Source organism: Aeromonas sp. 602200 (assembly GCF_049173895.1).
Lineage (GTDB): Bacteria > Pseudomonadota > Gammaproteobacteria > Enterobacterales > Aeromonadaceae > Aeromonas > Aeromonas veronii_A.
This window is the reverse complement of the sequence record NZ_JAAKSL010000008.1, coordinates 58450-78085: the sequence shown is the minus strand read 5'-3', so window position 1 is coordinate 78085 and position 19636 is coordinate 58450. Positions and strand designations below refer to the sequence as shown.

Sequence of the window (19636 nt, the reverse complement as noted above, 5' to 3'; positions counted from 1 at the left end):
GGGACTGCGGTTGTAATAAAACTCCAAAATTTGATACTAATCACCTTCGCGCCTGAAAAGCGGGGGCCTGACCATGACAGGAGGTTGAGGTAAAGCCTACTGATTTTCATAACAAAGAGCCCTGGACCTGCACTTTGGTCATGTCTTGTTTCGTCAGAAGTGAGACACTGGGCAGCGATTGTTTATTAACCATCAGGGAATAGTCATGCAGATTGGAATACCGAGAGAGAGTCTCGCCGGTGAGACCCGGGTCGCAGCGACCCCGGCTACCGTCGAGCAGCTGAAAAAGCTCGGCTTCGAGGTCGCCATCGAGACCGGCGCAGGCCTGTCGGCCAGCTTCGATGATGCCGCCTTCGAGGCTGCCGGTGCCAGCGTGGTGCCGAATGTCTGGCAAGCCGACCTTATCTTCAAGGTCAATGCGCCGACCGATGCCGAGATCGCACAAATTAAAGATGGCGCCACTCTGGTGAGCTTCATCTGGCCTGCCCAGAACCCTGAGCTGGTCAAGAAGCTGTCCGAGCGCAACATCAATGTGATGGCGATGGATATGGTGCCGCGGATCTCCCGTGCCCAGTCCCTAGATGCCCTCTCCTCCATGGCCAACATCGGTGGCTATCGCGCCGTGGTTGAAGCTGCGCACCAGTTCGGTCGCTTCTTCACCGGTCAAATCACCGCAGCCGGTAAAGTGCCGCCCGCCAAGGTACTGGTGATCGGTGCCGGTGTGGCCGGTCTGGCTGCCATCGGTACTGCCGGTTCCCTCGGTGCCATCGTGCGTGCGTTCGATACCCGTCTGGAAGTGGCCGAGCAGATCGAATCCATGGGTGGGGAATTCCTCAAGCTGGACTTCGGTGGCGAAGACGGTGCATCCAGCGATGGTTACGCCAAAGTCATGTCCGATGAGTTCATCAAGGCCGAGATGGAGCTGTTCGCCCAGCAGGCCAAAGAGGTGGACATCATCATCACCACCGCCCTGATCCCGGGCAAGCCGGCTCCCAAGCTGATCACCAAAGAGATGGTCGACAGCATGAAGCCGGGCTCCGTCATCGTGGACATGGCCGCTCAGGCTGGCGGCAACTGTGAATACACAGTGCCGGGTGAACTGCATGTCACCGACAACGGCGTCAAGGTGATTGGTTACACCGATCTGCCGGGTCGTCTGCCTGCCCAATCCTCCCAGCTCTACGGTACCAACCTGGTCAACCTGATGAAGCTGATGTGCAAGGAGAAGGACGGCAACGTTGCCATCGACTTCGAAGATGTGGTTCAGCGCAACATGACGGTGATCCAGGCCGGTGAAGTGACCTTCCCGCCGCCCGCTATCTCCGTCTCTGCCGCCCCACAGAAACCGGCCGCCGCCAAACCGGCAGCCAAGAAGGAAGAGGCCAAGCCCTCCAACAAGAAGTTCGTGTTCGGTGCCCTCGGCATCGCCGCCTTCGGCTGGATCGCCTCTGTTGCCCCGGCAGCCTTCCTCTCCCACTTCACCGTATTCATCCTGGCCTGTGTGGTCGGTTACTACGTGGTGTGGAACGTCTCTCACGCCCTGCATACGCCGCTGATGTCGGTCACCAATGCCATCTCCGGCATTATCGTGGTCGGTGCCCTGCTGCAGATCGGGCAAGGGTCGACCTTGGTCACCGCGCTGGCGTTCGTCGCCGTGCTGATTGCCAGTATCAACATCTTCGGCGGCTTCACCGTCACTCAGCGCATGCTGAAGATGTTCCGTAAGGATTAAGGGGGTTTAACGTGTCTCAAGGACTGGTAACAGCATCCTATATCGTTGCCGCCGTGCTCTTCATCCTCAGTCTCGCGGGACTGTCGAAGCAAGAAACGGCCAAGCATGGCAACCTGTTCGGTATCGCGGGTATGGCTATCGCCCTGCTCGCCACCGTATTCAACCCGGAGACCAGTGGCGTTCACTGGATCATTCTGGCCATGGTGATCGGCGGTGCCATCGGCGTGCGTCTGGCGCTCAAGGTCGAAATGACCGAGATGCCCGAGCTGGTGGCCGTGCTGCACAGCTTCGTGGGTATGGCGGCAGTGCTGGTGGGCTTCAACAGCTTCATCGATCTGCACCCCTCTGCACCTGCTGAGGTCGTCGTCTCCGTCGGTTCCAATCTGGATGCCACCCTGGCAGCCGCCCGTGCGGCGTTCGAGCAGGCCAACAGCGTTGCCCAGGTCGAGCACCTGACCGGCGCCATGCTGAACATCCATCTGGTCGAGATCTTCCTGGGCGTCTTCATCGGTGCCGTAACCTTCACCGGTTCCGTGGTTGCCTTCGGCAAACTGCGCGGTCTCATCTCCTCCAAGCCGCTGATGCTGCCGCACCGCCACAAGCTGAACCTGCTGGCCGTGGTCGCCTCGCTGGCGCTGATGGTCTACTTCGTCAACGCGGGCGGCTCTACCTTCGCCCTGCTGGTGATGACCCTGATCGCCTTCGCCTTCGGCTGGCATCTGGTTGCCTCCATCGGTGGCGCCGACATGCCGGTGGTGGTCTCCATGCTGAACTCCTACTCCGGTTGGGCAGCAGCGGCGGCGGGCTTCATGCTCTCCAACGACCTGCTGATCGTCACCGGTGCCCTGGTGGGTTCCTCCGGTGCGATCCTCTCTTACATCATGTGCAAGGCGATGAACCGCTCCTTCATCTCCGTGATCGCCGGTGGCTTCGGCTCCGACGGCGTAGCCTCCACGGCTGATCAGGAGATGGGCGAATACCGCGAAACCAGCGCCGAGGAAGTGGCTGACCTGCTGAAGAACTCCAGCTCCGTCATCATCACCCCGGGCTACGGTATGGCGGTGGCGCAGGCCCAGTATCCGGTGGCTGAAATCACCCAGAAGCTGCGTGATCGCGGCGTCAAGGTGCGCTTCGGTATCCACCCGGTTGCCGGTCGTCTGCCTGGCCACATGAACGTGCTGCTGGCGGAAGCGAAAGTACCGTATGACATCGTTCTGGAAATGGACGAGATCAACGACGACTTCGCCGACACCGACACCGTGCTGGTGATCGGTGCCAACGACACCGTCAACCCGGCCGCGATGGAAGATCCGGGCAGCCCGATTGCCGGTATGCCGGTGCTGGAAGTGTGGAAAGCGCAGAACGTCATCGGCTTCAAGCGTTCCATGAACACTGGCTACGCCGGTGTCCAGAACCCGCTGTTCTTCAAGGAAAATACCCAGATGCTGTTTGGCGATGCCAAGGCCAGTGTCGAGGCAATCCTGAAAGCACTGTAAGTGCCATTCAGAGAGTGAATATCAAGGAGGCTTCGGCCTCCTTTTTTATTGCTCATCCCTTGTATATCCTCAATCCATACGGACCATGAGGGATCTCCATGATGTGGTGTCAGGGTTGGCGAAGGATCGGGTTGTACGGCTGGCTGCTGGCATCTCTTCTCGTCGGTGGTATGGCTATGGCTCATGACAAGCCGACCCTGACCATATTGACAGAACTGTGGCCCCCCTATGTGATGCACAGCGACAAGGGGGAGCTGGTGGGCGCAGATCTCGATCTGGCCTGTACCGTGTTGCGCCAGATGGGTTATCGCACCGAAATCAGGGTGCTGCCCTGGAAGCGGGTTCTGCAGCAGGCTCGTCTCAGGCAGGGGGATGCGGTGCTCGATGTCTTCTTTGAACCTTCCCGCCAGCAGTGGCTCCACTACCCCGAAGAGCCGCTCTCTTACAGCGGTGAAGTGCTCTTCTATCCGACGGTTCGTCCGGTGGATTTCAGGCAGCTCTCCGACCTCAAGGGTCTGAGGATAGGTATTCAGGAAGATTATGCCTACAGCCCCGATTTTCTGACCGATCCCGGGGTGATCCGGATGCCGATGACGGGGGAGGGGAATGCCATCAAACAGCTGCATTTGATGATGGCCGGTCGGCTGGACGGGGTGGTGCTCAACGAGCGGGTCGGTCGCTACTTGCTGCATACCCAGGGGCTGCAGGATCAGGTGAACCACGGCTCGCGCCTGCTGACCGACGACAACCGCAACTTCCTCGCGTTTACCCACAAGCCCGGCCATGACCAGTTGGCGAGGCGCTTCTCGGCCGCCTTGAAACAGTTCAAGCAGACCCCGGCCTACCAGCAGCTGCTGGCCCGCTATCATCTCTAGGTGACTCCATCGTCTGTGCGTTGCATCACAAATTGTCGCGCTTTGTTAAAAGACGGGCATAATGGCGCTAAAAAAGCGATGTTGCGCAACTTAATTTGATTTTATTGATATTAGAATCAAATTAAGTTGATTTGCATGGGGCAGTCATCAGACGGCCACCTCTCTCGCGACGCCTTGGCGACGCGCTCCTGCTTGATGTTGATCCCGTGTCACCCTTTTTTGCCATGCTGTTGCCTGTGGCGATGACAGGCATTGCGCCACCAAGATGAGAATGCACAGATGAAACCACAATGGACCGACTTTATTACCCTGCTCAAGCGTGAAGTGGTGCCGGCCCTGGGCTGTACCGAGCCGATGTCGGTGGCGCTTGCGGCGGCCAACTGCCGCAAGCTGCTTGGGGAGACCCCGACCCGCATCAGCGTCTGGGTCAGTGGCAATCTGTTCAAGAACGGCATGGGGGTCGGAGTACCAGGCACCGGCATGATCGGTCTGCCGGTGGCCGCTGCGGTCGGCATCACAGGGGGCAATCCCGATGCCGGGCTGGAGGTGCTCAAGACCCTCACACCAGAACAGGTGGAAGCGGCCAAGGCGCTGCTGCCGGTGATCAAGGTGGATGTGAAGGATGTACCGGATGTGCTCTACGCCGAGGTTCTGGCCGAAGTGGAGGGCCATAGTGCCCGGGTGGTGATCTGCACCGACCACACCCGTATCATCCTGATGGAGAAGGATGGCGAGGTGCTGATGGCGCAGGCCAGCGCTCCCGGCGTGCAGATCCAGCCGGCCAAATCCGCCAAACCGGCCATGACCCTGCGGGAGATCGTCGATTTTGCATTGGAAGTGCCGCTGGCGGAGATCGACTTTATCCGCGATGCCGCCACCATGAATCAGGCGCTGGCAGATGAAGGGTTGCAGGGTTACGGCCTGAAGATTGGCAAGATCCTCACCGAACAGGTGGAGCGCAAGCTGCTCTCCGATGACCTGATGACCCTGGCTATGCGCCTCTCCTCCGCCGCCTCCGATGCGCGGATGGATGGTGCCATGCTGCCCGCCATGTCCAACTCCGGTTCCGGAAATCAGGGCATTGCCGCCACCATGCCGGTGGTCGCGGCCGCCCGCTTCCTCAAGGCGAGCGACGAGCAGCTGACCCGGGCACTGGTGATGAGCCATCTGGTGGCCATCTACATCAAGACCTATCAGAACAAGCTGTCGGCCCTCTGCGCCGCCAGTACCGCCGCCATGGGTGCCGGTGCCGCCATTACTTGGCTGCTGGGCGGCCAGTATCAGCAGATCAGCCACTGCATCAACAACATGATTGGCGATGTCTCCGGCATCATCTGCGACGGCGCGGGCAGCGCCTGCTCCATGAAGGTCTCCACCTCCACCTCGGTGGCGGTAAAGTCTTCGCTGATGGCCATCAACAACCTGCATGTCCCCCAGAGCGAGGGGATCGTTTCCGATGATGTGGACCAGACCATCGCCAATCTGGGCCGCCTCTCCAAAGAGGGGATGCTGGATACCGACATCGAAATCATCAACATCATGCGAGCGAAACAGCAGAATCAGTGAATCTGTGACAAGGGGGCGATAGACCCCCTTGTTCTTGTCACGACGGCGCAGACCGTCTGACACGGTTGCCAGGGCAAGCATGGCGCTTGCTCTTGTTTCTCGGGCGCAAGCCCGCTTTTTGGGGAGTCATACCATGACATTTAGCGTTATCGGCAATCTGGCCATCGCCGCCATCTTGCTGTTCTTTCTCTACCGGTTACAGGAAAAACATGTGAGCTTCACCCGCCGGGTATTTGCCGGTCTGGGGCTCGGTATTCTGTTCGGCGCCGCGTTGCAACTGCTTTACGGTGCAGGTTCGCCCGTCATTGTTCAGACCATCGACTATCTGGATATTGTGGGTAGCGGCTATGTGAAGCTGCTGCAGATGATCATCATCCCGCTCATCATGGTCTCCATCATCAGCGCTATCTTGAAGCTCAATGGCGGCACTGCGCTGGGCAAGATCAGTGCCATGACCATAGGCGTGCTGATCTTCACCACCGCTATCGCCGCCGGGGCGGGCATCCTGATGTCCAACCTGTTTGGCCTGACCGCTGAAGGGCTCACCTCCGGTGCCGCCGAGAGCGCCAGGGGCGCCGCGCTGCAGACCACCCTCGGCAGCGTCGAGAGCATGTCTTTCGCCAAGATGATGCTTGAGTTTATTCCGGCCAACCCCTTCCTCGACATGACTGGCGCGCGCAAGACCTCCACCATCGCCGTGGTGATCTTCTCCATCTTCATCGGCCTCTCTGCCACCGGCATCGCCCGCAAGAAGCCGGAGATTTTCGCCAGCTTCAGCCACTTCGTGGCCGTGGCCCACGCCATTGTGATGCGGATGGTGACTCTGGTGCTGCGCCTGACCCCGTTCGGCGTACTGGCGCTGATGACCAAGGTGGTCTCCGGTTCCAACTACGCGGATATTCTCAACCTGCTCAGCTTTGTGATGGCCTCTTACGGCGCCATCGCCATCATGTTTGTCGTGCACCTGCTGCTGGTGAGCATGGTCGGCATCAACCCGCTGCGCTTCCTCAAGAAGATCACGCCGGTGCTGGCGTTTGCCTTCACCTCGCGCACCAGTGCGGGCTCCATCCCGATGAACGTGCAGACCCAGACCAAGTCGCTGGGTATTCCTGAGGGGATCGCCAACTTCGCCGCCTCCTTCGGTTCCACCATCGGCCAGAACGGCTGTGCTGGTATCTATCCGGCCATGCTGGCCGTGATGATTGCCCCGACCGTTGGGGTTAACCCGATGGATCCCGGCTTTATCATGACCCTGATCGCCATCATCACCGTCAGCTCCTTCGGGGTGGCCGGGATTGGCGGCGGCGCCACTTTTGCCGCGCTGATCGTGCTCTCCGCGCTGGACTTCCCGGTGGCGCTGGCCGGTCTGCTTATCTCCATCGAGCCGCTGATCGACATGGGCCGTACCGCGCTCAACGTTTCCGGCTCCATCACCGCAGGGACGGTCACCAGCCGCCTGATGGGCGAGACCGACATGCATGTGTTCAACAGCGATCACGAAGTGAGTCTGGACGGCGAAGAGTCCACCGTCTGATTTGCTGTCGGTTGATCTGCCCGTGGAAAGGGGCGACTCTTTCCCGTCATAGACCGCAGGGAGGGCATGCCCTCCCTGCGCCATTGAGAGGAAAAACTATGAGAATTCTGATCATCGGTGGTGAAGCCGCCGGTATGAGTGCGGCGGCCAAGGCGCGCCGTCTGGCCAAAGATGCCGACATCGTGGTGTATGAGGCCTCCGAGGTGATCTCTTTCGGTGCCTGCGGCCTGCCTTACTTCGTCGGTGACGAGTTTCAGGAGCCCGGCTACATGGCCGAGTTCACCCCGGAGCAGTTCGCTGCCAAGGGTATCGAGGTCAAGATTGGCCATCGGGTGCTAAGCGTCGATGCGGCGGCCCAGACTCTGGTGGTGGAGCACAACGGCGACACCTTCACCGATCGCTACGATCGCCTGATGATCGCCACCGGCGCCCGCGAAGTGATGCCACCCATCCCCGGCTTGCAGCAGCAAGGGGTATTCGGTCTGCGCCGGATGGCCGACGGAGTGGCGCTGAAGGCGGCGGTACAAGATAAGAACAATCGCCGCGCCGTGGTGATCGGCTCAGGCTTTATCGGGCTGGAGGTGGTCGAGGCGCTGGTGCATCAGGGCAAAGAGGTGCGTCTCATCGAGCTGGCGGATCGGGTCATCCCCGATGCGTTTGATGGCGAGATCACCCAGCATATCGAAACAGAACTGCGCGAGCAGGGAGTCTCCCTCCATCTTGGCGAGCGGGTTGAAGCGCTGCTGGGGGATGGCCGGGTGACCGGCGTGCGAACCAGCCAGGGCGAGTACGAGGCCGATATCGTGGTGGTCTGCACCGGGGTCAAGCCCAACACCGAGTTTCTGGCCGATACCGGCATCGAGCGACTCGGCAACGGCGCCATCAAGGTGGATCGTCAGGGGCGCAGCTCGCTGGCCAACGTCTGGTCGGCCGGTGACTGTGCCAGCGTCTGGCACAGCGTGAAGCAGCAGCAGGTCTATGTACCGCTCGCCACCATTGCCAACAAGCTGGGTCGTATGGTGGGTGAAAACCTGGCCGGGGCCGAGCAGACGTTCCCGGGCACCCTCGGCTCTGCCGCGCTCAAGGTGTTGGGGCTGGAGGCGGGCCGTACCGGTCTTTCCGAGCAGGAAGCCAAGGCGATGGGCATCGACTATCGCACTGTGGTGATCAAGGACAAGTGCCACACCAACTACTGCCCGGGTCAGTCCGACATTCACGTCAAACTGGTCTATGAGGCGGGCAGCAAGCGGCTGCTGGGCGGCCAGATCCTCGGTCGCAAGGGGGCGGTCCACCGCATCGACGCGCTGGCAGTGGCCATCACCATGGGGGTGACCACCGAGCAGCTCGGCATGCTGGACTTTGCCTACGCGCCCCCCTTCTCCCGCACCTGGGATGCCCTGAACGTGGCGGGTAACGTCGCCAAATAAAGGGGGGGCAGGCCAACCTGACAGTGGCAAGAGGCGGCACAGGGTGCCGCCTCATTTTTCGCTTAACCTTGCCCTTTGTCAGGAACCGGCAGGGGGCATCTGCCGCTCCGGCTTTCCTGCCGCAGGTTTGCTGCCGACCAGCACTGCGCCGAAGAAGATAAGCGCAACGCCTACCGCCTTGCTTGCCACCAGCGGTTCGGCAAAGGCCGGCATGCTCACCGCCAGCAGATAGACCAGCCCGTAACTGGTGCTGAGCAGCGGGTAGGCGATATTGAGCGGCGTTGAGTGCAGCGCCGCCAGCCAGCAGAGCAGCGACAGCCCGTAGCAGAGGATGCCGATGGCGATGGTGAGGAGCGGCAGGGGGTGAGCCAGCATCACGGCGGGATCGGCCTGCCACTCAGGGAGGCTGATTGCCCCCCACTTCATGCAGAGTTGCGCCACCGTCACCAGCACTATGCTGCCCAGTACGTAGAGATAACCCTTCATAGCAGACCTCCCAACAACAGGGCGCCGACGATGATGGCGGCAGCCCCCAGCCAGTTGCGGTTGCTCACCGGCTCGCGGAAAAAGAGGCGCGAGCCGAGCATCACCAGCACCAGATTGAGGCTGAGCATGGGGTAGGCCATGCTCAGTGGCAGCCGCTGTAGCAGGTAGATCCAGAGCAGCATACCGCTGCCAAGGGCTGCAACGCTCCCCAGCAACCAGGGGGAAGCGAGCTTCTGCCAGTGGTCGTGCGGTGTGCGTTGCCAGCTGATGACCGCCTGCTTTTGCAGCATCTGTCCCGCACTGGTGAGGAGGCTGACCAGCAGGAGGAGCAGGATATCCATCAGCGACTCCCGTGGTAGACGAGCAGAGTGAAGCGGTGACTGCGGATAGTCTGGTCTGCCGGAGGCAGCGCAGCGATCTCCTCGTCATCATTGGTGCGCAGCAACAGGGCTACCTGCCCCTTCTTGCGTGCCTGTGCCAGCCAGTTCGGGAACTCCTCTTGCGTGATGTAGCGCCCCTTGCCATCGGGATAGTCAAGGCCATATCTCAGCTCACCCATGCTATCGAGCAGGTTGACCTCGCTGCGTTTGGTCTCCCAGGCGATGGAGGAGGCGGTACCCACCTCGTTGGCCAGCAGGGTGTGGGACTCCATCAGGATCTCCCGGTTGGCCTTGATGAAGTGCTCCGGCAGTTTGGAGTCCACCAGCGATAACGGCAGCGCCAGCGGCAGGGCGATGGCCAGCACCATGGGACAGAATGCACTCAGCTGCCAGCTACGGGCGGGGGCTACCAGCTGGATAAAGCCAAGCAGCGACCAGCCGACGAAGATGACCATGGCGATGGCCAGCTTGCCCATCTCGTGGCGGCCGTAGACCGCATGTTGCGGCGAGAAGGCCAGTACCGCCAGCACTCCCACGCAGATCAGGCCAAACAGGCCGTTGATCCAGGCGTTGAGGCGAAATGGCTGATCCCGTCCCTCCTTCAGGGCATTGACCGCGCTGTTGGCGAGCAGGATGGCCAGCGGGGCGAAGCAGGGCAGAATATAGGTGAGCAGCTTGCCCTTGGCGATGCTGAAGAAGATGAAGGGCAGTACCAGCCAGGCCAGCAAATAGAGAGTCTGCGGACCTACCTTGCGCTCCTGCCACCCTTGTCGCAATGCTCCCGGCAGTAGTCCCAGCCAGGGCAGGGTGCCGAGCAGTCCCATCGGCAGGTAGTACCAGAAGGGGGATTTGTGTTGGGCATCTTCCGAGGCGAAACGCTGGATGTGCTCAATCCAGAAGAAGTAGTGCCAGTAGTCCGGCTCCCGCTGATGAATGGCGATGGTCCAGGGGGCGGCCAGCAGGGCGGCGCTCAGGATGGCCAGCGGCCCGAAGCGCACCAGCTCGAGCAGGCGTCCCCGGGTCAGCATATATGGGACCAGCACGATCACCGGTACCGCCAGCGCGATGAACCCCTTCGTGAGAAAGCCCATGCCGCAGGCGAGACCAAATAGCAGATAGCCCGCCATCCTGCGACCGGGTGGCCCCTCCTGCCGGATGAGGTAGAAGCTCACCATGGCGGCGTTGAGCCAGAGGGTCACCATGGCATCCAGCACACTGTAGGTGCCGATGCCGTAGACAATCAGGGTCGAGAGATAGATCAGGCTGGCGAACCACGCCTTGCGCCGGCACTGCCAGAGCTGGAGGGTAAACCAGAAGACCAGCAACGCGCTCAGCCCAGTCGAGGCGGCCGAGGCGAAGCGGACGGCAAAGTTGCTCTCGCCGAACATCAGCTGGCTGAGGCTGTTGAACCAGTAACCGGCGATGGGTTTCTCGAAGTAGCGCAGGCCGAGGAAGTGGGGCACCACCCAGTCACCCGTGGTGACCATCTCCCGGCTGATTTCGGCGTAACGGTTTTCGTCCGGGCTCCACAGCATCCGCTGGTTGAGCGGCAGCAGGTAAAAGAGCAGAAAGAAAAGGGGCAGGGCCCATCGGGTCATCTTCATGAGATCCTCGGTTGCAATCTGGTGAGCGGGTTCATGGGGCTGCTTTGCAGCCGAGCCACCCTTCGCGTCCCGGCAGGGTGCCGCGCAGCAGATGACCGGTCGGCAGTTGAGTCGGGTCGGACGGGAGCAGCTCGCCAAGGGGGACGAAACGGATGCCGCGCGCTTTGGCCTCGCCGAGCAGGGCATCGAACTGATCCGCCATGACGATCCCCTCCACTTCGGCGTGGATGGTGTAGACATGGGGTCCCGGTTGCGGTGTCGCGCTCAGCTGCTCCAGCAGGAAATGGTTGAAACCGTCGACCGTCACCTGATGCCCCACCACCTCGTCGAAGGTGGGCAGGTTGACCGGGATCTGCGGGGTGCCGGGCCGTCCATCCTCCAGAATGGGGCGGAACAGGCCGCAGCCGCGGCAGTCGCTGTTGTAGCGAAAGCCGAACTGCTCCTTGGCTTGGGTGGTGAGCGGATCGGCCCGCCAGCCGGCGGCGGCGGAGCAATCCACCGCGCGCCCCAGGATCTCGCTCAGGGCATCGACTCCGAGCCGGGTCTGGCGGATCAGTTCGGCTTCGTCCCAGCGACCGGTATTGGCCTGCCAGCCGTGGTGATCCCAGGCATGCAGCCCCACCTCATGGTGCGCCTTATCGGTGTCGCGCATCAGGGAACCCAGCTCTCTGCCGATGGACTTGCCGGGCCAGGCGGTGCCAGCCAGCAGGATATCGAGCCCATAGAGGGATGCGGCGTTGGAACGCAGCATCTTGAGCAGGAAGCGGGGTTTTAGCAGGCGCCACAGGTGGCGCCCCATGTTGTCGGGACCGACCGAGAAGAAGAAACTTCCCTTCACCTGATGCCGGTCGAGCAGCTGCAGCAGGCGGGGCACCCCGTCACGGGTCCCCCTGAAGGTATCGACGTCGATCCGCAGACCCACCTCAATCATGTTCGACTCCCGTTGTGACAGCCCCTTGCAGAAAGAAGTCCAGCGTCTTGCCGATGGTCTCCTCCATCTCGATGGTCGGTTCCCAATTGATCAGCTTGCGGGCATTGCGGATGCTCGGACGACGGTGGGAGACATCCTGATAGCCGTCGCCGTAGAAGGACTTGCTCTCCACCAGATTGAAGCCGGCAAATGGCGGGAAGTGGTCGCGCAGCGGGTGAGCATCGAACTTGGCGAGCAGTACCTCCGCCATCTCGCGAATGCTCGCCTCGTTATCCGGGTTGCCGATGTTGATGATCTGGCCGTTGCAGCGATCGCCCTTGTTCTCGACGATGCGGAACAGGGCTTCGATGCCATCCTCGATATCGGTAAAGCAGCGCTTCTGGGCGCCGCCATCCACCAGCTGGATCGGGGTACCGTCCACCAGATTGAGAATGAGCTGGGTAATGGCGCGAGAGCTGCCGATGCGGGCGGAGTCCAGACTGTCGAGGCGCGGCCCCATCCAGTTGAAGGGGCGGAACAGGGTGAAGTTGAGCCCCTCTTTCTTGCCGTAGGCCCAGATGACCCGATCCAGCAGCTGCTTGGAGACGGAGTAGATCCAGCGCTGCTTGTTGATGGGGCCGACGATGAGGCGGGATTCATCCTCGTCGAAGCTGTGATCGTCACACATCCCGTATACCTCGGAGGTGGAGGGGAAGATGATGCGCTTGTTGTACTTGACGCAGTAGCGGACGATCTTGAGGTTCTCCTCGAAATCGAGCTCGAACACCCGCAGCGGGTTGCGGGTGTACTCGATGGGGGTGGCGATGGCCACCAGCGGCAAGATCACGTCGCACTTCTTGATGTGATACTCGATCCACTCGGTATGAATGCTGATGTCCCCCTCCACGAAGTGGAAGTTGGGGTGGCCGATGAAGCGATCCACGGCGCTGGAGCCGATGTCGAGGCCATACACTTCGTAGCCGCCATCCTTGAGCAGACGCTCGGTGAGGTGGTTGCCGATAAAGCCGTTGACGCCGAGGATCAGCACCCGGGTCAGGCGCGCCTTGCGCAGGGCATTGCTCGCCTTGGCGCCGATCTTCATTCCTTCGACCAGCCCCAGTTCGCGGGCAAGTTGGGCACCGCGTACATAGAGCCCCCCTTCGGCCTGACCGGCCAGGATCTCCAGCACTCCTTCACCACAGGCCACGCGCAGCGGGTCGTGGGAGAGAATGGTGCCCGGCTGCTGGTTACTCTGGAGCGCCAGCGGCCGCGCCTTCCAGACCGTCAGCTTGCGATCGCCGGCAAAGCTGAAGGCGCCCGGGTAGGGCTGGGTGACGGCGCGTACCAGGTTGTAGAGATCGCTGGCGGGCTTATCCCAGCGCAGCTCGCCATCGGCCGGGGTACGGCGACCATAGTAGCTCGCCTTGCTCTCGTCCTGCGGGGTGAAGGTGGCGTCCCCGCGCTTGAGTTTGACCAGCTCCCCTTCGAGCAGGGCGCGGGCAGCCTGGCGCATCTTGCCATGCAGGGTGAGTGCGGTGTCATCGTGGGCAATGGTTACTGCCTGCCGGGCAAGGATATCGCCGGCATCGGCACGGGCCGTCATCCGGTGCAGGGTCATGCCGGTCTCGGTCTCGCCGTTGACCAGACACCAGTTGATGGGGGCGCGGCCGCGATAGGCTGGCAGCAGGGAGCCGTGCAGGTTGAAGGCCCCGACGGTTGGGATATCGAGGATCTCCTGCTTGAGCATGTTGCGGTAGTAGAAGGAGAAGATGGCCTCCGGTGCCAGCTCGCGAATGCGCTCAATCCAGAGCGGATGGTTCACATCTTCGGGAGAGAAGACCGGCAGGTCGTGATCGGCACAGAGTTGGGCGACCGAGTCGAAGAAGCGGTTCTCGCCCGGATCGTCGGCATGGGTAAAGACCGCCTGGATCTGGTAGCCGGCCTGAAGCAGGGACTCGATACCGGTGCAGCCGATATCGTGATAGGCAAAGACGACAACGTTCATGATTGAGTTTCCTGTTGCGAAGCATCCGGGGTGGAGCGAACGATTTGGTGAATGAAGTAGCGGGGACGGGCGCGCACATCGGTATACATTCGGCCTATGTACTCACCCAGCAGTCCCATCCCGATCAGCTGTACGCCGACAAAGGTGAAGAGAATGGCAAACAGGGTGAAGACGCCATCTGCTGCCCAGTCGGCACCCAGTAACAGGCGCAGCAGCAGCAGCAGGATCGAGAAGATGAAGCCGATCCCCGCCACCACGCTGCCGACGATGCTGAGCAGGCGTAGCGGGGCCGTGGTCATGCAGGTGACCAGGTCGTACATCAGGTTGATAAGGTGCATCAGGCCGTATTTGGATTCGCCGTGGGCCCGCTCGGCGTGGCCCACCTCCAGCTCTGTGGTACGGCGGGCAAAGCTGTTGGCTAGGATGGGGATGAAGGTGCTGCGCTCCTGACAGCAGAGCATGGCGTCGATGATGTGGCGGCGATAGGCGCGCAGCATGCAGCCGTAGTCGCTCATCTGGACGCCGGTCGCCTTTTGTACCGACTTGTTGATAAAGCGCGAGGCTGTCTTGCGAAACCATGAATCCTGCCGGTTGCGGCGGATGGTGCCGACCACGTCATACCCTTCCATAGCGGTGGCGACCAGCCGCGGGATCTCTTCCGGCGGGTTCTGCAGATCGGCATCCAGGGTGATCACCAGATCCCCTGTTGCCGTCTCGAAGCCGGCCATGATGGCGGCATGCTGGCCATAGTTGCGGTTGAGCAGCACGGCGACCAGCTTGCTCCCTTCGCGATTGGCGGCTTCGCTGATGATGGTGGCGGATCGGTCGTTGCTGCCGTCGTCGATCAGGATCACTTCGTAATCCTGGCTCAGCAGCCCGCAGGTGTCGGTCACCCGTTGCAGCAGTTCCGGCAGGCTCGCCTCCTCGTTGTAGACGGGGATGATGACTGAGACCCGTTTGATGTCGTTATGGTTCACGTATTGTTACTCCAGTATGTCGGTCAGGGCTGCCACAACCCGATCCACGTCGGAGAGCGTCATGTCGGGGAAGAGGGGCAGGGTGCAGAGCCGTGACGAGTTCCACTCTGTGTTGGGTAGCGAAAGATCCGGATAGCGCTCCCGGTAGTACTTCTGGGTGTGGGCGGCGCGAAAATGCAGGCCACTGCCGATGCCTCGCTCCTGCAGCGCCTGCATCAGCTGATCGCGATCGAGGCCGCACTGCTCGGGGTCGACCCGCACCATGAAGAGGTGCCAGGCATGCAGATGGGGGTAGGTGGGGATGGCCAGCGGTGCCAGCGGCAGGTTGGCCAGACGTTCATGGTAGCGAGACACCAGTTCGACCCGCTTGGCATTGAGCTCGGGCAGGCGGGCCAGCTGCACCAGGGCGATGGCGGCGTTGATGTCGGCCAGGTTGTATTTGAAGCCCGGCATGATCACCTCCGCCTGCGGCTTGCGTCCCTGCGTCATGCGGTCGAAGGCATCGACTCCCAGGCCGTGAAATTTCAGCATGCGAGCCTTGTCGGCCAGCGCCTGGTCATCGGTCACCAGCATTCCTCCCTCGGCACAGGTAAGATTTTTGATGGCGTGGAAAGAGAAGATGGCGGTGCCGGTTTCCCCGACCCAGCGCGCGCGATAGCGGGTGCCGACTGCATGGGCGGCATCTTCGATGACTGGAATATCGTGCTGGCGACCCAGGGCGAGGATGGGGTCGAGGTCGACCGGTGCCCCTGCGTAGTGGACCGGGATGATGGCCCGGGTGTTGGGGGTGATGAGCGGCGCTATCTGGTCGGCGCTGACCATCAGAGTATCCCTGTCCACATCGACAAAGACCGGGGTGGCCCCCAGCAGGGTGATGATGTTGATGGTGGAGACCCAGGTCTGGGAGGGGGTAATCACCTCGTCACCCGGGCCAATCCCCAGCGCCATCAGGGTGACATGCATGCCCGCGGTCGCGGAGCAGAGCGCAACAGCATGCTGGCAGCCAAAGGTCTCGCAGAAACGCTGCTCCAGCTCATGATTTTTCGGGCCCGTGGTGATCCATCCCGATTGCAACACCTCGCTGACGGCACGGATCTCGGCCTCGCCCATGGCAGGCTTTGAGAATGGCAGAAAGTCTTTCATACGACTCCGGTCTTAATGTCGCAAAAAATAAAATGACGATGAAAATCTGCATTGCTGATTTTCACTGGAAATATGCTTGGGGAAAGTGTCGAGATTGCTCGATATATTTTGAAAGTAGCTGAATAACGAGTTTTTATTCAAGCGCACAGCAACACTTGGTAACAATTGCTGCCGTTTTGATGGCGTGGCTTAATACGGAAATATCTCGTAACAAAAAATCGCTTGGCTTTATTTTAGGTTGGTGTTTAGCCACTTTTTTGACTGTCGCCACCTAAATCATCTGCTATTGCTCAACAGGTTGGGTGTCATTCAGAATTGACATTGCTTGTTACAAATTGCCCGTAGTGCAATTGAGTAAAGGATGTAAAGTTTCCATCATTACGCATTATGGAAAAATCGTTATGAATATCACAGTGTTTGGCAGTGGCTATGTCGGACTGGTACAGGCAATTGTATTGGCAGATGTAGGGCACCAGGTTGTTTGTATCGATCTCGATGCAGATAAAATAAATAGATTATCCCATGGCGAATTACCAATATATGAGCCGGGACTGGATGTGTTATTACACCAGACATTGCAAAATGGCTCGCTGACATTCACCACGGATATTCCCATGGCGGTTACCCATGGTGACGTGCAATTTATCGCCGTCGGTACGCCCCCTGATGAGGATGGTTCGGCCGATCTGAGCGCCGTCAGGGCGGTGGCGAGATCGATTGCCCAGCATCGCGCAGATGAGGTGATCATCGTCAACAAATCCACCGTGCCGGTTGGTACGGCAGACAAGGTGTTTTACTGGGTCAGGGAGCAGCAGGCCGAACTTGGCAAGCAGTTTGAATTCGATGTGGTCTCCAATCCGGAATTTCTGAAAGAGGGGGCGGCCGTCAGGGATTGCCAGCGCCCGGATCGCATTGTTATCGGCACCGGCAAGGAGCGTTCCAGAGCCGTGATGCGCGAGTTGTATGAGCCATTTAATCGCAATCACGACCGCATTCTGTTTATGGATGTTCGCAGTGCCGAGCTGACCAAGTACGCCGCCAACTGCATGCTGGCCACCAAGATCAGCTTTATCAACGAGATGGCCGGGCTGGCCGAGCGGGTCGGTGCCGATATCGAGCTGGTGCGGCAGGGGATTGGTGCCGACCAGCGCATCGGCTACCAGTTTATCTATCCCGGTTGTGGTTATGGCGGATCCTGTTTCCCCAAGGATGTGAGGGCATTTCTGGCGACTGCAGCGGCCCTCGACTACGACACGCCGCTTATTCGTGCGGTGGAGCGGGTCAACGAGCGGCAGAAGTTCAAGCTCTTCGACACCCTGGCCTGCCACTTTCACGAGCGAGGCGAGTCGCTGGCGGGCAAGACCATCGCCATCTGGGGACTCGCCTTCAAGCCCAATACGGATGACATGCGCGAAGCGCCGAGCCGGGTGTTGATGGAGGCGCTCTGGCAGGAGGGGGCCCGGGTGCAGGCCTTCGATCCGGTGGCGATGAAGGAGGCACAGCGTATCTATGGTTGCCAGCCCGAGCTGTCGCTGATGGGGACCAGGGAGGCAGCGCTGGCGGGGGCGGATGCGTTGGTCATCTGTACCGAGTGGAACGAGTTCAAGGCGCCCGATTTTGCCCAGATCAGGAAGATGCTGGCGCACCCCCTCATCGTCGATGGTCGCAATCTCTACGATCCGCTCAAGATGAAGGGGCTGGGCTTTTCCTACTATGCCATCGGGCGTGGGGAGACCATTACAGAAGGTATGAGCCATGCAGAGTGCTGATATTTCGGAGCGCACGCTCTGCTGGATGTTGCTGCTGGTTACGCTGGTGCTGCTGTCTGGCCAGTTTGACCATCAGCTCTGGACCCCTGACGAGCCGCGTGAGGCAGCCATTGCACTCGAGATGTACCGCAATGGCGATTGGGTGGTACCGACCCTTGGCGGGCACAGCTTTATCGAGAAGCCGCCGCTCTTCTATATGGCCGCTCTGCCGTTTCTTGATGGGTTTGAATCCTGGCTGGGGGGGACCAATAGCCTGCGGTTGGCGGGCGTGGTCTGGGCGGCGGGTATGCTGCTCTTTACCGGCCTGCTGGCCTATCGCCTGCTTGGCAATAGATCGGCCGCGATCTGGTCGGTGATCGCACTGGGCACCATGGAAGGATTTATCATCAACACGCACTGGATTAGAACGGACAGTGCGCTTGCCTTCTTTGTCATATTTACCCTTTGGGCATTTTCAGAATATTACCTTGTAAGCCGTCGGTGGATGGCGATACTGGCCGGAATAGGGTTGGCGGGCTGTTTTATGGCAAAAGGTCCTATTGGGCCACTGACAGTTTTTTTTGGCTGGTCCCCGCTATTCTTCTTCGCTGCAAGATGTGCCGCCATCGACAAAAAACTGCCAGGATTTATCTGGCAGCATCTGCTGATGCTGCTCTGTTTTATATTGCCAGTGGCAGCGTGGATTCGTGAATTAATTAATCATGTCGATGGCGATGCTTTATGGAATGAGTGGTTCTGGCAGAATCAGGTAGGCCGCCTGACAGGCACCTCGACCGAACTCGGCCACATCAAGAAAGGGGCATATCTTTATTATTTATGGGGGATGGCTGAATATACCATCCCCTGGTTGCCATTCATTTTCTATTGGGGTTGGCAAACCATCAAACAGCGACGCTGGAGTCGTGAGAGGTTATTTCTGTTGTGCTGGGCAGTGGGCACCCTTTTGCTGTTAACCCTCTCATCCACCAAGCGCACCCTCTATCTTTTTCCGTTGTTGCCGGTATTTGCCATCATGCTGGGTCAGGTCAGCCTGAACTGGCCGGGATGGACGGCTCGCTATGGTCGGGGATGGCTCTGTTTCATGCTGCTGTTCTGTGTCGTGGTCATAGGGCTACCTCTGCTGGGCCCTTCACTACCGGTGGCCAGTCATGTTCCGGCAGACGTGCTACAGGTCGCCAGCAAGCTGGGGTGGCGTTATATCCCCGCCAGTATGCTCTTCGTGATTGCGCTGGCGCTGTTGTTGCGGCGCAAGGAGGTGCATGGCGCTACTCATGTTGCCAGCTCGGTGGCCATCATGTTTCTGCTCACCTTTACACTGGTTTACCCCTTGATCGATGCCGCCAAGGGAGTATCGGGAAAGATGGCCCGGTTGCTTGAGGGAATACCGCTCGAGAAGCGGGATCGCATCGCCGGCTGGCAATTGGGGGAGACGGAGCTTGGTCTGCTCTCTGCCTATGAGCAGATGCAGGTAATGAATCTGGACAGGGAGAAAGTGAGGGATGTGGTTGCCTGTCGTGATGCCCGGTTTGATGCCGTGTTGGTCAATGGTACGGCCGGGGAGAGGGTCAAGCTGCTGGAGGGGATTCCCTATCAGTTGCTGGCCCAGACCGCTCTGCGCTCGGACAAGGGGCAACTACTGACTCTGGTGACAGGATTACGGTGCCATTAAGCCATCTATTCCCATTCAGGGGCACTGTATGAGGCAATATGGCCGTGTGGTGACGGTTCCGCT

At 60.1% G+C, this 19636-nt stretch carries 15 protein-coding genes; 8 read left to right on the top strand and 7 right to left on the bottom strand.

Annotated features, from left to right (window positions below):
- The first annotated feature begins 205 nt into the window (after nt 1-205).
- From pntA to G5221_RS11460, 6 genes are all read left to right on the top strand, one after another.
- Nucleotides 206-1732, top strand: coding sequence for a Re/Si-specific NAD(P)(+) transhydrogenase subunit alpha (gene pntA / locus G5221_RS11485; protein ID WP_005357557.1), 1527 nt, complete (start codon nt 206-208; stop codon nt 1730-1732).
- A gap of 11 nt (nt 1733-1743) precedes the next feature.
- Entirely contained in the window at nt 1744-3228 is a 1485-nt protein-coding gene (gene pntB / locus G5221_RS11480; protein ID WP_005339759.1) for a Re/Si-specific NAD(P)(+) transhydrogenase subunit beta, read from the top strand.
- Between the two features lie 98 nt (nt 3229-3326).
- Entirely contained in the window at nt 3327-4103 is a 777-nt protein-coding gene (locus tag G5221_RS11475; protein ID WP_421263267.1) for a substrate-binding periplasmic protein, read from the top strand.
- Nucleotides 4104-4382: 279 nt separating this feature from the next.
- Nucleotides 4383-5669 carry a serine dehydratase subunit alpha family protein gene (locus tag G5221_RS11470; RefSeq protein WP_421263266.1) on the top strand — a complete coding sequence of 429 codons (1287 nt, stop codon included), beginning with the start codon at nt 4383-4385 and terminating at the stop codon, nt 5667-5669.
- A 133-nt stretch (nt 5670-5802) separates the two neighbouring features.
- Nucleotides 5803-7203: an L-cystine transporter gene (locus G5221_RS11465; protein WP_005341918.1), complete on the top strand. Its 1401-nt coding sequence runs from the start codon at nt 5803-5805 to the stop codon at nt 7201-7203.
- A 98-nt stretch (nt 7204-7301) separates the two neighbouring features.
- Nucleotides 7302-8630: a CoA-disulfide reductase gene (locus tag G5221_RS11460; RefSeq protein ID WP_421263265.1), complete on the top strand. Its 1329-nt coding sequence runs from the start codon at nt 7302-7304 to the stop codon at nt 8628-8630.
- A gap of 78 nt (nt 8631-8708) precedes the next feature.
- Here the strand turns inward: G5221_RS11460 and arnF are convergent, their stop codons facing one another.
- Genes arnF through arnB form a run of 7 tightly spaced genes read right to left on the bottom strand, consistent with a single transcriptional unit; the run spans nt 8709 to nt 16135 of the window.
- Nucleotides 8709-9116, bottom strand: a complete 408-nt coding sequence (gene arnF / locus G5221_RS11455; protein WP_421250904.1) for a 4-amino-4-deoxy-L-arabinose-phosphoundecaprenol flippase subunit ArnF — start codon at nt 9114-9116, stop codon at nt 8709-8711.
- The gene (locus G5221_RS11450) at nt 9113-9457 is read right to left on the bottom strand and encodes an EamA family transporter (protein WP_421212405.1); all 345 of its coding nucleotides are present in this window, start codon (nt 9455-9457) and stop codon (nt 9113-9115) included. Before G5221_RS11450 ends, arnF begins: the two co-directional genes overlap by 4 nt.
- Nucleotides 9457-11100, bottom strand: a complete 1644-nt coding sequence (gene arnT, locus G5221_RS11445; RefSeq protein ID WP_421263264.1) for a lipid IV(A) 4-amino-4-deoxy-L-arabinosyltransferase — start codon at nt 11098-11100, stop codon at nt 9457-9459. Before arnT ends, G5221_RS11450 begins: the two co-directional genes overlap by 1 nt.
- Nucleotides 11101-11131: 31 nt before the next feature.
- Nucleotides 11132-12031: a 4-deoxy-4-formamido-L-arabinose-phosphoundecaprenol deformylase gene (arnD, locus tag G5221_RS11440; protein WP_421263263.1), complete on the bottom strand. Its 900-nt coding sequence runs from the start codon at nt 12029-12031 to the stop codon at nt 11132-11134.
- Nucleotides 12024-14015 carry a bifunctional UDP-4-amino-4-deoxy-L-arabinose formyltransferase/UDP-glucuronic acid oxidase ArnA gene (gene arnA / locus G5221_RS11435; protein WP_421263262.1) on the bottom strand — a complete coding sequence of 664 codons (1992 nt, stop codon included), beginning with the start codon at nt 14013-14015 and terminating at the stop codon, nt 12024-12026. Before arnA ends, arnD begins: the two co-directional genes overlap by 8 nt.
- Entirely contained in the window at nt 14012-14992 is a 981-nt protein-coding gene (gene arnC, locus G5221_RS11430) for an undecaprenyl-phosphate 4-deoxy-4-formamido-L-arabinose transferase (protein ID WP_421263261.1), read from the bottom strand. Before arnC ends, arnA begins: the two co-directional genes overlap by 4 nt.
- Before the next feature lie 6 nt (nt 14993-14998).
- On the bottom strand, nt 14999-16135 hold the full coding sequence (arnB, locus tag G5221_RS11425; protein WP_216952254.1) for a UDP-4-amino-4-deoxy-L-arabinose aminotransferase: 1137 nt from the start codon (nt 16133-16135) through the stop codon (nt 14999-15001).
- Nucleotides 16136-16536: 401 nt separating this feature from the next.
- Between arnB and G5221_RS11420 the strand changes: the two genes are divergently transcribed.
- Together G5221_RS11420 and G5221_RS11415 are read left to right on the top strand one after the other, a co-directional pair.
- Nucleotides 16537-17904: a UDP-glucose dehydrogenase family protein gene (locus G5221_RS11420; protein WP_216952253.1), complete on the top strand. Its 1368-nt coding sequence runs from the start codon at nt 16537-16539 to the stop codon at nt 17902-17904.
- Nucleotides 17891-19573, top strand: coding sequence for an ArnT family glycosyltransferase (locus G5221_RS11415; RefSeq protein ID WP_421263260.1), 1683 nt, complete (start codon nt 17891-17893; stop codon nt 19571-19573). Before G5221_RS11420 ends, G5221_RS11415 begins: the two co-directional genes overlap by 14 nt.
- Nucleotides 19574-19636: the final 63 nt, after the last annotated feature.

Excerpts from the sequence above, each read along its gene's own strand:
- G5221_RS11465 (WP_005341918.1), top strand. The coding sequence starts at position 5,803 with ATGACATTTAGCGTTATCGGCAATCTGGCCATCGCCGCCATCTTGCTG.
- G5221_RS11460 (WP_421263265.1), top strand. The coding sequence starts at position 7,302 with ATGAGAATTCTGATCATCGGTGGTGAAGCCGCCGGTATGAGTGCGGCG.
- arnA (WP_421263262.1), bottom strand. The coding sequence starts at position 14,015 with ATGAACGTTGTCGTCTTTGCCTATCACGATATCGGCTGCACCGGTATC.
- arnB (WP_216952254.1), bottom strand. The coding sequence starts at position 16,135 with ATGAAAGACTTTCTGCCATTCTCAAAGCCTGCCATGGGCGAGGCCGAG.
- G5221_RS11470 (WP_421263266.1), top strand. The coding sequence starts at position 4,383 with ATGAAACCACAATGGACCGACTTTATTACCCTGCTCAAGCGTGAAGTG.
- G5221_RS11420 (WP_216952253.1), top strand. The coding sequence starts at position 16,537 with ATGAATATCACAGTGTTTGGCAGTGGCTATGTCGGACTGGTACAGGCA.
- pntA (WP_005357557.1), top strand. The coding sequence starts at position 206 with ATGCAGATTGGAATACCGAGAGAGAGTCTCGCCGGTGAGACCCGGGTC.
- G5221_RS11415 (WP_421263260.1), top strand. The coding sequence starts at position 17,891 with ATGCAGAGTGCTGATATTTCGGAGCGCACGCTCTGCTGGATGTTGCTG.
- arnF (WP_421250904.1), bottom strand. The coding sequence starts at position 9,116 with ATGAAGGGTTATCTCTACGTACTGGGCAGCATAGTGCTGGTGACGGTG.
- arnD (WP_421263263.1), bottom strand. The coding sequence starts at position 12,031 with ATGATTGAGGTGGGTCTGCGGATCGACGTCGATACCTTCAGGGGGACC.
- G5221_RS11450 (WP_421212405.1), bottom strand. The coding sequence starts at position 9,457 with ATGGATATCCTGCTCCTCCTGCTGGTCAGCCTCCTCACCAGTGCGGGA.
- G5221_RS11475 (WP_421263267.1), top strand. The coding sequence starts at position 3,327 with ATGATGTGGTGTCAGGGTTGGCGAAGGATCGGGTTGTACGGCTGGCTG.
- arnT (WP_421263264.1), bottom strand. The coding sequence starts at position 11,100 with ATGAAGATGACCCGATGGGCCCTGCCCCTTTTCTTTCTGCTCTTTTAC.